This is a genomic window from Colwellia sp. MEBiC06753 (assembly GCF_053470325.1).
Window position 1 is genome coordinate 14,330 of the sequence record NZ_JBQMTM010000021.1, and the last position, 15,593, is coordinate 29,922.

At 40.3% G+C, this 15,593-nt stretch carries 8 protein-coding genes and 1 pseudogene; 6 read left to right on the forward strand and 3 right to left on the reverse strand.

Annotated features, from left to right (window positions below):
* Nucleotides 1-151 precede the first annotated feature (151 nt).
* Nucleotides 152-3,640: an indolepyruvate ferredoxin oxidoreductase family protein gene (locus ACOB82_RS15090; protein WP_448213861.1), complete on the reverse strand. Its 3,489-nt coding sequence runs from the start codon at nucleotides 3,638-3,640 to the stop codon at nucleotides 152-154.
* A gap of 37 nt (nucleotides 3,641-3,677) precedes the next feature.
* Nucleotides 3,678-5,273: a dihydroxy-acid dehydratase gene (gene ilvD, locus ACOB82_RS15095; protein WP_448213811.1), complete on the reverse strand. Its 1,596-nt coding sequence runs from the start codon at nucleotides 5,271-5,273 to the stop codon at nucleotides 3,678-3,680.
* 398 nt (nucleotides 5,274-5,671) lie between these two features.
* Between ilvD and ACOB82_RS15100 the strand changes: the two genes are divergently transcribed.
* Entirely contained in the window at nucleotides 5,672-7,198 is a 1,527-nt protein-coding gene (locus ACOB82_RS15100) for a M20 family peptidase (protein ID WP_448213812.1), read from the forward strand.
* Between the two features lie 170 nt (nucleotides 7,199-7,368).
* Here ACOB82_RS15100 and ACOB82_RS15105 read toward each other — a convergent pair whose 3' ends face one another.
* A complete protein-coding gene (locus tag ACOB82_RS15105; RefSeq protein WP_448213813.1) occupies nucleotides 7,369-8,274 on the reverse strand; it encodes a LysR substrate-binding domain-containing protein in 906 nt (301 codons plus the stop codon).
* A 281-nt stretch (nucleotides 8,275-8,555) separates the two neighbouring features.
* On the opposite strand from ACOB82_RS15105, the gene katG reads away from it, so the two are divergent.
* From katG to ACOB82_RS15130, 5 genes and pseudogenes are all read left to right on the forward strand, one after another.
* Nucleotides 8,556-10,781 carry a catalase/peroxidase HPI gene (gene katG / locus ACOB82_RS15110; RefSeq protein ID WP_448213814.1) on the forward strand — a complete coding sequence of 742 codons (2,226 nt, stop codon included), beginning with the start codon at nucleotides 8,556-8,558 and terminating at the stop codon, nucleotides 10,779-10,781.
* 795 nt (nucleotides 10,782-11,576) lie between these two features.
* On the forward strand, nucleotides 11,577-12,779 hold the full coding sequence (locus ACOB82_RS15115) for an amidohydrolase family protein (RefSeq protein WP_448213815.1): 1,203 nt from the start codon (nucleotides 11,577-11,579) through the stop codon (nucleotides 12,777-12,779).
* Nucleotides 12,780-13,163: 384 nt separating this feature from the next.
* Nucleotides 13,164-13,727, forward strand: a complete 564-nt coding sequence (ahpC, locus tag ACOB82_RS15120; protein ID WP_448213816.1) for an alkyl hydroperoxide reductase subunit C — start codon at nucleotides 13,164-13,166, stop codon at nucleotides 13,725-13,727.
* A gap of 451 nt (nucleotides 13,728-14,178) precedes the next feature.
* Nucleotides 14,179-15,408 (forward strand): alpha-amylase family glycosyl hydrolase, encoded by a 1,230-nt coding sequence (locus ACOB82_RS15125; RefSeq protein ID WP_448213817.1) that lies wholly within the window; start codon nucleotides 14,179-14,181, stop codon nucleotides 15,406-15,408.
* A 15-nt stretch (nucleotides 15,409-15,423) separates the two neighbouring features.
* Nucleotides 15,424-15,588 (forward strand): annotated as a pseudogene (locus ACOB82_RS15130) (alpha-amylase family glycosyl hydrolase); the annotation flags it as partial.
* Nucleotides 15,589-15,593 lie beyond the last annotated feature (5 nt).

Sequence of the window (15,593 nt, forward strand, 5' to 3'; positions counted from 1 at the left end):
GTTAAATGAAAAAAATTTTGCTGATTTTGACACATGACTAGCGCATTACTAATTACTAGCTACTAATGACTAGATATAAAAAAAAGCAAACGACTTAAATTTAAGTTCGTTTGCTTTTTATTTTGTAATAAGTGATTGCTTGCAGTAGCTATTACACTACCTGTTTATAAATCACTTCTTCAGGGTGCTCGATTTGCGATTGCAATTTCACCCAAGCTTGTTTCACTTGTGCGACATTGTTTTCTTTAACATGACCATAGCCACGTAATTTTTGAGCAGTCGTCGCAAGTTCAACCGCTGTTTGGTATTGAATTTCATTTAACTCGCCAGCAGATAATTTAGGCAATAACGCTAAAATTAATTGCTCGTACTCATCAATCAACTTACGCTCCATTTTACGCTCTTCGGTATAACCAAAGATATCTAATGCACTACCTCGTAAGCCTTTAAACTTAGCTAAAATACCAAAAGCTTTCATCATCCAACTGCCATACTCTTTTTTCATTAAGTGGCCAGTCACTGGATCACGTTTGCTAAATAATGGCGGTGCTAAGTTAAATTTAACGGTAATATCACCATCAAACTGCGCTTTAAGTTTCTTAGCAAATTCGCCGTCAGTATAAAGACGGGCAACTTCGTATTCATCTTTATAAGCCATTAAACGAGAGAAAACACGAGCTACCGCTTTAGTGAATGCTTTGTCTGCCGCTTTATCAGCACTATCAACTTGATCAATTAACGCAACGTAACGTTTAGCGTAATCAGCATCTTGATAGTCAGTTAATAGCTGTACACGATGTGCTTTAATTTCTTCAACCGTATCAAGCGGGGTAAATGGTTTAATTAGCGCGCCAGAAGCTTCTAATATGTCAATTACCTTATCATTGTCATGGGCAATTAAGCGACCTAAAGCGAAAGCGGTTTTATTAAATGATACAGCAACACCATTTAATTCAATGGCTTTTTCAATGGCAGCAGCCGATACAGGAATTAACCCTTGTTGATAAGCATAACCCACCATCATCATATTAGTTGCAATAGTGTTAGCTAATAAGCCTTGCGCCAACTGAGTACCCGCAATGGCGTGATATTGCGCTTCACCACAAATACTGATAATGCTTTGTTCAGCTAATTTATTATTAGCCGGTACATCTGGGGCAAATTGGAATTGAACCGGTGTTTGAACATTACTATTGGCAATAACTTTCGTTTTATCTTTGCCGATACTCATAATAGCATCAGGGCCTGTTGTCGCTAATAAGTCACAACCAATGAGTAAGTCAGCTTCACCTAAACCAATACGTTGAGCGTTGATATCACTGTCTTTTTCCGCAATTTTAAGATGGCTATAAACTCCACCACCTTTTTGCGCTAAACCGGTCATGTCGTAAACTGATGCCGCACGGCCTTCCATATGAGCAGCCATTGACAAAATAGCGCCAATGGTAATAACCCCTGTACCACCAATACCAGTAACCATCACGCTATAGGCTTGTGATAACGGCTTTAATTCTGGCGTTGGTAAGTTGGCAAACAAGCTTTGATCAATTGTTGCGGCACTGCCTTTAGCAACATCACCACCATAAACCGTAACAAACGACGGGCAGAAGCCTTCCTGACACGTAAAGTCTTTATTACAGCTATTTTGATCAATCGCACGTTTACGACCGAGTTCGGTTTCTTTTGGTGTAATACTGACACACGTAGATTGAACAGAACAATCACCACAACCTTCACAAACCGCATCATTGATAAACGTACGTTTTTTCGGGTCTTCCATTAAACCGCGCTTACGGCGACGACGTTTTTCAGTAGCACAAGTTTGCTCGTAAATAATTACCGTTGTGCCTGGAATTTCACGGAACGCTATTTGTACTTGCTCTAACTCTGTGCGGTGTTTAATCTCAACATTAACTGGGATATCACCACTGGATTTATGCAATTCTGGTTTATCTGAAACTAGCACAACCTTTTTTGCACCTTCAGCAAGCACTTGGCGCGCAATATTACCCACCGACATTGGGCCATCGTGTGGCTGGCCACCGGTCATCGCTACTGCGTCATTAAATAGAATTTTATAGGTAATATTAACGCCTGTAGTCACTGCTCCACGAATCGCTAAATAACCAGAATGATAATATGTGCCATCACCTAAGTTTTGGAACATATGCTTGGTTTTAGTAAAGTGTGATAAACCGTACCAGTTCGCGCCTTCACCGCCCATGTGGGTAGATGATAATGTGTTTGGATTGGTAATTAACGCCATGGCGTGACAACCAATACCTGACATAGCTTTAGAGCCTGCTGGCAATTTAGTTGAGCGGTTATGAGGACAACCTGAACAGAAATATGGTGAACGAGCCGTTGCCATATTAATACTAGGTTTATGGCCCAGTTGCAGCTGTAATGCTTTACTGCGCTCTTCAATTTCAGGCGTTAACATGCCTAATTCATCTAAACGATCAACAATCGATAGTGCTAACGATAACGGCTCTAGTTGAACATCACTTGGCAATAATGTATTGCCGTTTAAGTCTTCTTTACCAACAAGACTTGGACGATCTGCCATATTAAACAAGATTTGAGCGGCTTGGCCTTCCATTACCGCTTTTTTCTCTTCAACAAAGAAAAGCTGCTGATGATCCTTAGCAAACTCCGTTAAACCTTCTGGCTCAAGTGGATAAATCATCCCCACTTTATAAACACTTAGTCCTAGCGCTTCAGCTTGCGGCAACGAAATGCCAAGTAATTCCAATGAACGTAGTACGTCCATATAAGATTTACCTGAAGTTACTATACCTAGCTTTTTAGTCGCGGCTAATACTGGTGTTTTATCAATATGGTTTGCTCGAGCAAATTTTTGTGCCATTGGCAACTTCACGCGCGTAACGTCAACTTCATCTTGCATTGGCGTATAGTTGCGTGGTTTAAAATGAATACTACGCGTTGCTTCTGGTACATCTGTCGGCAAGTTATAACTAAAGCTATCAACATCGATATTAAGCGTTGATGTTTGCTCAACTGTTTCGTTAACGGTTTTAAAGCCAACCCAAAGCCCTGAGAATCGAGACATTGCCCAGCCAGCTAAACCAAATTCAAAAAACTCTTCAACATTTGATGGGTACAATACGGGAATTGAACAGGCCATTAACACCAATTCAGACTGGTTTGGTACGGTTGATGATTTACCCGGGTGATCATCCCCGGCAATAACTAACACACCACCATTTTTGTTAGTACCAGAGAAGTTTGCGTGCTTTAATACATCAGCACTGCGATCGGTTCCTGGACCTTTGCCGTACCAAATAGAGAAAACACCTTCAACCGTGGCTTCGTCTGCAACATTGTCTAGTTGTTGAGTACCCCATATCGCGGTAGCGGCTAGGTCTTCGTTAACACCTGGTTGGAATACAATGTTGTAATGATCGAGTAATTCTTTACTTTGGTACAATAACGCATCAAAGCCCCCCAATGGAGAGCCTCGATAACCAGAAATAAAACCTGCAGTATTAAGCTCGGCTTTTTCATCCAACTGCTTTTGTAATGTTGGTAGTTTAGCTAGCGCTTGCGTACCTGAAATTAATATACGACCTTTATTGATCGTATATTTGTCAGTTAACTTAACGTCGTTCATTTTTATCCTTTGCTTAAATTTCTTTTAAGACTCACCTAATAGGTTAGTCTAAGATCGCGCCTTTAGAGGCACTCGATATATGTTTGCGATAGCGCTGCATAAAGCCAAAACCTACCTCTTTGACCAGAGGTTGCCAGTTTGCTTTACGTTTGGCTAATTCTTCATCAGAGATTTCAACATGAATTGAGCGACCTTCAATATCAATGGTAATAATGTCACCATCTTCAATAAACGCGATCATACCGCCGTCTGAAGCTTCAGGTGAAACATGACCCAAACAAGGGCCTGAGGTTGCACCAGAGAAGCGACCATCGGTCACTAATGCTGACGCCCCTAAGCCAGCGGCTTTAAGTGCTAAGGTTGCACCTAACATTTCCGGCATACCTGGCGCCCCTTTGGGCCCCATGTAGCGTAAAACGATAATTCGACCTTCAGGAAATTTACCGTCTTGTAGCATATTAATTGCGTCATCTTCGCTATCAAAACAAATAGCAGGACCAGATGTTTTCATTAGTTCCGGCTTAACACCAGCTTGTTTAATGACACAACCATCTGGCGCTAAATTACCACGAAGCACGGCAATACCGGGCATTTGGCGATGAGCATTTTCTTTATTTGGGATCACGCGGCTATTACGTACTTGCGCATGGTTAATGGTATCAATCAGTGGCTGACCAGTTACCGTAATGCCATCAGTATATAAGTCTTCTTGCATTACTTTCATTACCGCTGGCATACCGCCTGCTGCCCATAAATCTTGAACGCCATATGGACCATTAGGGCTGATTGATAATAACGTTGGAATATGATCAACTTGCTCAAATGCCGTTACATCCATATCCACGCCAGCAGCATGAGCAATAGCAGGCAAATGTAAGGTTGCATTGGTTGAGCCACCAATAACCATGTTCATTTTCACTGCATTTTCAAAGGCTTCTTTGGTCATAATTTGACGAGCAGTAATGCCTTTTTCCACTAAGTGAACAATTTGCTCACCAGTAGCGCGTGCAGCTAATAACTTATCAGAATGCCATGCTGGAATATTTGAGCTACCCGGCAAACAAATACCTAATACTTCGGCTAAACATTGGAAGGTATTCGCAGTACCCATAATTTCACAAGCACCACAGCTAGCACAGGTAACTGACTCTTGCAGCATTTCTGGCTCTTTAAAGTAATCGCCATGATCAATTGAACCTTGAAATTTCGGTGCGTTGCGGACATTAAACTGACCAGGGCCACCAGCAAGATAAATTGACGGCAGATCTAAACGACCCATTGCCATCATCATACCAGGGTTAATTTTGTCACAACCAGCAATAAACACTACCGCATCAAATGCTTGTGAACGAACATGTGTTTCAACAATATCGGCAATTAAATCACGTTGCGCTAACACATAACGCATACCATCGTGCGCCATGGCTACACCATCACAAGGTGCTGGTACGTTAAATTCAGCGTATTCGCCACCCGCGGTTAAAATACCTTGTTTAACTCGATTACCTAGCTCTGCCAAATGAGCATGGCCAGTAGTCAACTCACTATGAGAATTGGCAATTGCAATTAACGGACGTTTTTTAATTTTTTCAGTATCGACACCAGCTCCTTGCAATAACCCTTTTCGAAATTGATTCATAAGGTTACTTGAACTGTTGTAAATAACTTCGCTATTTCTCTTTTTGTTCATCGACACTGACTCCAATCTTATTTATGACCGTCATACTAAATCGCCCATAAGTGAAAAAACGTCACCTACCTAACATTTACCTCAAAAACCTCAAGTTTAAACAACAAAAATAACGCTAACAATTTGTTTTATATAAACTTTATAAAAAACCACTTTATTTACAAATTAATGAATAAAGCCATGACAAATGTCACCTAACTAACAATTTTTTAGTTAATTGCATGATAATTTTTAATTTATACAAGCAGTTAACAAGCAATTCTCAAAAAAATTCAGCTCTGCGGTATAGCTAAGACCATTAAAAATAAGAAATTAATTAAAATAAAAATAGATGAGGACAATTCCTAGTGAGATTACTAAAATCACCATTAGCGCTAATTACTTCTACGCTACTTACATCAACGCTACTTACAACAAGTGCAATTCATGCTACCGAATTAACATCAATGCAAATGACTGATGTTGCGCCAGCAAGAGTAGCTGTGAACGCCGATGAAGCGGCTAAGCGCTTAGCCAAAGGCTTAACCTTTAAAACCATTTCTAATCAAGACCGAAATGACTTTGATGAAGCCGCGTTTGGCGGTTATCACCAGTATTTGGCAAGTGCCTACCCAAACGTTCATCGGACATTAACAAAGGAAGTGGTCGGTGAGCAGCGTCAATTTAGCCTGCTTTATACATGGCAAGGCAGCGATCCTTCGCTCGCACCTGTCGTATTGATGGCTCACCAAGACGTCGTTCCTATTGTTCCTGAAACTCGCGACCAATGGACTCACGATCCATTCGGCGGGGTTATTAAAGATGGTTATATTTGGGGACGTGGCGCCATTGACGACAAAGTCATGGTACACGCAATTTTAGAAGCTGCTGAAATGAAAATTAAAGCAGGCTTTCAACCAAAGCGCACACTGATCTTTGCCTTTGGTCACGATGAAGAAGTTGGTGGTAGCGACGGTATTGGTCATTTAGCTGGCTTATTAGAAAAACGCGGTATTAAGCACATTGCCATGGTATTAGATGAAGCTGCACCTATTGCTCCGGGCTTATTTCCGGGTATAAGTAAAAATACCGCATTAATTTCTATCGCAGAAAAAGGCTTTACTAGCTTAGCCTTAACGATCAACGGCAGTGGTGGTCATTCATCAATGCCACCTGATCACTCAAACATTGGAATTTTGGCTGAAGCTGTTACTAAGCTTGAAAATAATCAATTCCCATACCGAATTACCCCAGCTTTGCGTAGCCAATATCGTTACCTAGGGCCTGAATTGCCAACTTCACAACAACCAATATTCAGTGCTGTTGCGTTTGGTAATGAACAGCAAGTGACGCCATTAGAGCAAACATTTATCGAGCAAATGTCAAAGCTACCACTAACCCGTGCCATGATGCGCACAACAACGGCCGTTACTATGATTAACGGAGGTGTTAAAGACAACGTGTTACCAACTTCAGCAAGAGCCGTAGTCAACTTCCGTATTCTTCATGGTGATACCGTAGATTCTGTTATAGAAACGGTAAAATCTGTGATTAATGATGAGCGTATTGATGTTAGCGTAGTGTCACAATCAACGGATCCTTCGGCAATATCGCCAGTAGCGACCAAAGAATATAACCTGATTGAAAAAACCATTCGCCAAACTTGGGGTAACGATTTAATTGTTTCACCATTTTTAGCGGTTGGTGGTACTGATGCCAAACATTTCTCTTCACGCCCGTTCGCACCAAATGTCTACCGTTTTACCGCATTGCAGTTAGAGTCAGGCAAAGACATTGCCAGATTCCACGGTATTAACGAACGTATTTTAGTTAAGGAATTGGCGGGTTCAATCTCGTTCTTTAACCAGTTGATGAGCAATGTCCAATCAATGTAATCAACTGTACAGTTTAGCTATTAAGTGCTTCAGCTGTTTAGCACTTTAGCGTAAACAGCTAACTGCATCAAAAAAGGTCAACATTCGGTTGACCTTTTCCTAGCTTACTTATCAAGCATACCTATCAAATTTACTGGTCAAAATTGACTTTACCTTGATTGTCAGCATTATTATTCAACACACTTTGCTGACAGCTCTTGGTGAAAGATGTCTTTTAGCAAGGTAATTTCATTAGTGCGTACATAGTTCGGACGAATAATTAATGAAATAGTTCGGTGCGGGCCCGGCTCATTTAAATGTACGGCACGTAATTCTGACTCATTATAAATCAGCTGATCCAACGCCATTTGTGGCACTAATGTCGTACCAAGCTTTCCTGCAACCATTTGAATTAAGGTATGCAAACTCGCTGAATCAAAGTCGGCTTCTTGTTTTTTATTTTGAAAACTGCAAGCCGCTAGCGCATGATCTTTTAAACAATGCCCATCTTTTAATAGCATTAATTTTTCAATATTTAGCTCTTCGCTGGTAATTTCTTTCATTTGGCTTGGACATTCATCTTTATGACTAACCCAATAAAAATCTTCCTGCCAAAAATCAAAACGCATTAAGCCTTCAATTGCAAATGGCAATGCCAAGACCGCTGCATCAATATCGCCATTTCGCACCATATCCACTAAGACATGCGACTGCTCTTCCACAATTTTTAACTTAAAGTCAGGATACTGCTTGCGAAGCGCTGGCAATACTTTCGGCAGTAAATATGGGCCAATAGTTGGAATAACCCCTAAGGTCATTGGACTAGCAAACGGCTGTTTATTAGTTTGTGAAACTTGCATTAACTCATCAAGTTCGAGCTTCACTTTTTTCGCTTTATTTAAGATTAACTGACCGTCATTGGTGACTAACACTTGCTTATTATTGCGCTCAAAAATCGCGACGCCCAATTGTTTTTCTAATTCATTAATTGCGGTGCTTAACGCCGACTGAGAGACATTACACGCTTCGGCTGCTTTTTTAAAATGTAGCGTTTTTTCAACAGCTAACGCGTAATTTAATTGTTTTAATGAAATCATTTAATGACCCCTACCGATTTACGATAGATTTTTATGAACATTAATCTTATTTTAATCACTTTAATTAGACAAGCCTAGTGCTCTTACGTTAACAACACTATAACAATGGTTGAGGAAATAAACATAACATATTGTTATTGAAGTAAAATTCACCTTCACCCTTTGTCATTAAAAATATTGAACATTATCTTCAATACATTCAATTATCCAATATACCAAGCCGTAACTAAGCTTATAAAGCAAATTAAGTAAGCACGTCTAATTACAAGGAAAAAATGACAATGTTATTTAAAAAATCACTTCCTGTTGCGGCGGCGGTATCACTTGCGCTTTCGACAATGGCATTCTCACCATTATCAAATGCAGTGACACAAGCTAAAACCAATCAATTCTGGTGGCCTGAGCAACTCAACTTAAGTCCACTACGTCAGCACGGCGCTGAATCAAACCCTTATGGTGAATCATTTGACTATGCAAAAGCATTCGCCACTATCGATATCAAAGCACTTAAAAAAGATATTGAAGCAACATTGAAAGACTCTAAAACATGGTGGCCAGCAGACTGGGGGCACTATGGTCCATTAATGATCCGTATGGCGTGGCACAGTGCTGGTGTTTACCGTGTTAACGATGGCCGTGGCGGTGCTGCTGGTGGTCAACAACGTTTTGATCCATTAAACAGCTGGCCAGATAATGCCAATTTAGATAAAGCACGTCGCTTATTATGGCCAGTGAAACAAAAATACGGCCATTCACTTTCTTGGGCTGACTTAATGGTATTAGCCGGTAACGTTGCACTTGAGTCAATGGGCTTTAAAACCTTTGGTTTTGCCGGTGGCCGTAGCGATGATTGGGAACCAGATTTAGTTTACTGGGGCCCTGAAACCAATATGCTTAAAGACGAGCGTCGCGACAACAAAGGTAAATTGAAAGGTCCTTTAGCGGCAGTTGAAATGGGCTTAATTTATGTGAACCCAGAAGGTCCACACGGTAACCCTGATCCATTATTAGCAGCCAAAGATATTCGTATGTCGTTCGGTCGCATGGCAATGAATGACGAAGAAATTGTTGCGTTAATTGCTGGTGGTCACACTTTAGGTAAAGCACACGGTGCTAAGCGTCCAGACAAATGCGTAGGTAAAGAGCCGGCAGCTGCTGCTATTGAAGACCAAGGTCTTGGCTGGAAAAACAAATGTGGTTCAGGCGTTGGTGCCGACACTATTACCAGTGGTTTAGAAGGTGCTTGGACAGTCACTCCAACCCAATGGTCATCAAACTATTTAGATAACCTAATGGGCTTTAACTGGGTATTAACTAAGAGCCCAGCAGGTTCCAAACAATGGACACCTGATAATGAAGCGGCGAAAAACTTAGTACCAGATGCCCACATCAAAGGTAAGCGTAACGCGCCGATTATGTTCACGACTGATATCGCGTTAAAAGAAGATCCAGAGTTCCGTAAAGTGGTTGAGCGCTTTAGAGCCGACCCAAGTGAATTTGATAAAGCCTTTGCAAAAGCTTGGTTTAAGTTAACTCACCGTGACATGGGCCCTCGTGCTCGTTATGTCGGCTCAGAAGTGCCAAGTGAAGTGTTATTATGGCAAGACCCATTACCAAAAGCTGATTACAAAACTATTGGTAATAAAGACATTGCTAAGCTTAAAAAGCAAATTTTATCATCAGGTTTAACTACTTCTGAATTAGTAAGAACTGCTTGGGCTGCTGCAGCAAGTCACCGTGTAACTGATATGCGTGGTGGTGCAAACGGTGCGCGCATTCGTTTAGAGCCACAAAATGGTTGGGCGGTAAACAACCCTGCTGAGTTAAGCAAAGCGATTGATAAGCTTGAAGCGGTACAAACGGCATTCAACAAAAAATCAGGTAAAACTAAAGTATCGTTAGCTGATGTCATCGTTTTAGGTGGAGCAGCTGCAATTGAACAAGCAGCTAAAGAAGCGGGTCATAAAGTATCTGTTCCTTTTGCGCCAGGCCGTGTTGATGCCACACAAGCACAAACTGATGTTCAATCATTTAGCTATTTAGAGCCAATGGCTGACGGTTTCCGTAACTACTATGCTGAAGGCAGCTATATGTCGCCAACAGAAATGTTAGTAGACAAAGCTAATTTACTTGGCTTAAACGTACCAGAGATGACCGTACTTGTTGGTGGTTTACGCGCTTTAGGTGCGAACTACGACGGTTCATCTTACGGGGTATTTACTGACAAGCCAGGTGCATTAAGCAATGACTTCTTCGTTAACCTACTTGATATGTCTACTAAGTGGTCAAAAGATCAAGCAAATGATGGTATTTACTTAGGGTATGACCGTGCATCAGGCGACTTAAAATGGAAAGCAACGCCTGTTGATTTAATTTTCGGTTCAAACTCAGAGCTAAGAGCAATCACTGAAGTTTATGCATCAGATGATGCGAAAGACAAGTTTGTTAACGACTTCGTTAACGCTTGGGTGAAAGTGATGCAATTAGATCGCTTTGACATTAAATAACGCTGAGGTTAAGTAAGTGAAAACGATGTAGACAGACGTAATTGACGCTGTCTCTCGATCCCTTTTAATGGCTTTTACTCGTTGTAACACCGCATTTAATTTGGAATAGCCAAACTTAAATTGGTGTACCTAAATTAAAAGCCATTAAATTTGAACGACATTTTATACCATGAAGGTCAATACGTTTTAATAACGTAACGAGCCTTTTTTATTTAACCTCAGGTTTGCATAAGAAATAGTGCTATAGCAATAAATTCAAAAAGTTATGTAACTTTTAATTTCTAGCCAAGTATTTTGGGCTAAATTCAAGGCATATTGCGGTAGGAATAGCGAGTTATTTCACTGCAATATAACGAAGAAATTAGTACAAATAATGGCTAGAAACGCATTGCTTATGTGAAGCTGAGGTTATTTACTAATAACGCCACCCCTCCTGAGATTGACCTCAAAGAGTAAACAAGTTCTCCTTTGTTTGCAGATACAAAAAACAAACATCAGTCTTACATGCCACACATTATTTTACCTTTCAGCAATAATTTCACCTTATTCAATTGATCCAATACAAAAAAAGTCACATTATTATCACATAAACACAACGAGCCTAACATTTAATTAACAACTGTGTTAGTTTAGTAAAATTCGATTTTTTGAACTATAAACAGAAGTAGATTAAAGAGTTTTAGGTACTAATACGTTGCTCGATGTCTTACTTAGCTCCCTAAAAAATTAACCATTAACAACAAGCTTGAAAGCAGCCAAAAGGATCTAAAAAGGAAGCTATTAAGTAGTCTGATATTGACCACAACTATACTCTGTACATTTAGTTTTAACGCTCAAAGTGAAACAACCGACTCATATACGTTAATTACAAATGCCAACGTATTTGATGGTGTTAATGAGAAACTTAAAAAAGGTGCAGATATTCTTATTCAAAACAATTTAATTAAAAAAATTGCTGTTGATATTGAAGCGCCTAAAAATGCCAAAGTTATTGATGCTGCGGGGAAAACCATTATTCCTGGCCTAATTGATACACACTGGCACATGACAATGGCTGAAATTCCACAAACTGCTATATTTTTTGGTGACATATATGAAGTAGCTATTCGTGGGGGGCTAGCATCAGAACCAACGCTGATGCGCGGTTTTACCACGGTTAGAAACCTCGGTGGTAATACATTTTCAATTAAAAAATTGATCGACGAAGGAACGTTGAACGGGCCTCGTATCTTTCCTTCAGGTCCAGTTATGAGCCAAACAGGCGGGCACTACGACTATCGTTTACCTTATGAAGTGCCAGCTGAAAATCCAATGAATTATTGGGGACGCACTGGCTTTATGATAGTTGCCGACGGTGTACCGGAAGTTCAACGAAGAGCGCGTGAAATTTTCCGTATGGGCGCGTATCAAATTAAATTTGCTGCTGGTGGTGGTGTTGCTTCAATTTTTGATCCTGTTGATGTAAGACAATATTCACTCGAAGAAATGAAGGCAATTGTTGATGTCGCTAAAAGTTACAACAGCTATGCCGCAGTACATGTATTTAACGATGAAGCGGTAGAAATGGCACTAGAGGCTGGTGTTATGTCAATGGATCATGGCTTTTTACTAAGTGAACGAGTATTGAAGAAAATGAAGAAAAAAGGCGCATGGTTAAATATTCAGCCACTGCTTAACGATGAAGATGCGTTTGATTTTTCAACTAACCCAGTTGCTCAGAAGAAATGGATTCAAATCACCAATGCAACTAATACCATTTACCCTCTTGCTAAGAAAATCGGTGTAAATATGGCATTTGGTACAGATTTGTTAATGGATAGAAACTTAGCTGCCAAACAAGGGAAATTCCTTGCCAAGCTTGGCAACTGGTTTACGGGCTATGAAGCGCTTAAAATGGCAACATCTGAAAATGCTAGATTACTTGCATTGTCAGGCCCTCGTAGCCCTTACCAAGAAGGTCCGATTGGTGTGCTAAAGGAGGGGCATATGCTGACTTGATTGTTGTTAATGGTAACCCATTAGAGAATTTAGATTTAGTAGCGGATCCTGATAAAAACTTCGCAGTTATCATGAAAGACGGTAAAGTATTTAAAAACACTTTATAAGAAATAAGTACGTCATATTTTAAGCCGTCATTTTCACATGGCGGCTTTTTCACACTTAAAGAAAAAACTATTCATGTCAGATATAAGCCAAGTTTGGCTCGCCTATATCCCATCAATTCGCGCTCAGTTGTTATTGTTCAATTTTTACGAACATGAAAATCAATTTATTCAATTTTATTTAATTTTCCACACCTCGTATTATTTCCCCATCGAAGGCAAACACGCTTTTTGTTAAACAACTAACTATTTATTCATTACAAAATTAAAGGAAATCATCATGGCTCAAATCGGCAAATTAATTCCAGAATTTAAAGCACAAGCATTCCACAACGGTGAGTTCGTTGAGGTAAGCTCTGACAGCGTTAAAGGTAAGTGGTCTATTTTCTTATTCTACCCAGCTGACTTCACCTTCGTATGTCCTACTGAATTAGAAGATATGGCTAACCAATACGAAGAGTTACAAGGTTTAGGTGTTGAAGTTTATGCAGTATCTACTGATACGCACTTCTCTCACAAAGCATGGCACGATTCTTCAGATGCGATTGGTAAAATCAAATTCCCGATGATTGGTGACCAAACAGGTAACATTACCCGCGGTTTCGACGTAATGATTGAAGAAGACCACATGGCACACCGTGGTACTTTCTTAGCTGACCCTGATGGCATCATTCAAGTGGCTCAAATTCACGCTGGTGGTATTGGTCGTAGCGCTAAAGACATGGTGCGTAACGTGAAAGCAGCACAATATGTTCGTGAGCACGACGGTGAAGTGTGTCCGGCGGCATGGGAGCAAGGTGAAGCGACATTAACGCCTAGCTTAGATTTAGTAGGTAAAATCTAATTAAATCAAGTTAAACCTTTCCCTTGGTTTATGGTTAATGCTTAAAAATTTTATGTTTAAAAACTAGCGACTCATTGTTTATTTAACATAAATTGTACTAAGCATACGTAGTTAGCGCTGACATGGTCAGCGCTTTTTTTATCTATCGTTTTTATCTATCGTATGCTTCACTAGTTATTGCTTTCTTTCTCCCTCCCACTCCTGCCTGAGTTATTTTCGCTAATTCATGCAATTGAACTTTAAAGCCTTAACCAACGTACCAGCAATATAAGAGATAAATTAGTTAACATATTCATAACATTAGCTAGACTAACAAAAGCTACGAATGCAATCGTATGCATTAAAACTTTGCTTGGCAGGCTGTATAAATTATGTTCAAAATAACTCGGTTGCTGCCGAATTTCGGAAAAATAATTAGCACTATTTATATCGTCAGGTTTTGGAGAACACCATGAAGTTGGTTAATTGGTTTAAAGTCATCACACTTGCGGCTAGCTTACCTTTGCTAAGCGCCTGTCAGCATTCAGTCTTAGCGACCGACCAAGTAAGTGCGCAGCAGCCTGAGCCGCAAACTTATGTTAAGTTAACCCACCCTGATTGGGCCAAAAACGCCAGCCTCTACCAAATAAATCTTCGTCAATTTACCGAACAAGGCACTCTTGCCGCCGCCCAACAGCAATTACCAAGATTAAAAGCACTTGGCGTTGATATTTTATGGCTAATGCCAATTCATCCCATTGGCGAAGAAAACCGTAAAGGCAGCTTGGGCAGCCCTTATTCAGTGAAAGATTATTACGGTGTGAACGCTGAATTTGGCACACTAGACGATCTTAAAAACTTCGTAAATGCCGCTCACGAACAAGGTATGTACGTCATACTTGACTGGGTTGCTAATCACACCGCGTGGGACAATAACCTGCGCTTTGATCACCCTGATTGGTATGAAAAAGATCGTCATGGCAATTTTCGCCCAACACCTTGGTGGGACTGGTCAGATATAATTGATTTAGATTACAGCAAGCCTGAAGTCAGACAATATATGACGCAAGCCATGGCTTACTGGGTAAAAGAGGCCAATATCGATGGTTTTCGTTGCGATGTAGCCGGCTTTGTACCTATTGATTTTTGGGAAAATACTCGCGCAGCATTAGAGCAAATCAAACCGGTATTTATGCTTGCTGAATGGGAAATGCGCGACTTGCACGCTAATGCATTTGACGCAACTTATGCTTGGTCGTGGCAGCAAACGGTTCACAACATTTTATCGGGTCACAGCAAAGATCTATCACCACTATTTGTTTACTACTCGTGGAATGAAAGCGCCTACCCTAAAAATATCTATCGCATGACCTATGTCACTAACCATGATGCAAACGCTTGGGAAGGCACAGTATTTGAGCGTTATGGCAGTGAAGAAAAAGTTGCCACTGCCATTGTATTATCTGTTTTGGGTGAAGGTATGCCATTAATTTACAATGGCTTAGAAGCGGGTAATGATCGTCGTTTGGCATTTTTTGAGAAAGATCCTATTACTTGGCAGCCACATCCATTTAATCAACTGATCACCCAACTATTAGCACTACAAAAATCTAATACTGCGCTGTGGCATGCAAATTACGGCGCTACCATGGAGCGGGTCTGGCAAAGTGAGCCAGATAGCGTTTTAAGTTTTGTACGATAAAATGAACAAGATAAAGTCTTGGTTTTAATTAACTTTAGCGATGAAACCAAAACGCTTTCTTTTACTGATGACTTGCAAAATGGCGACTACACCGATTACTTTGCTAATACTCAACACACAATTACTCAAGCGACGCAAATTACTTTAGCGCCCTGGCAATATAAGGTGTATGTTAAATAACATTA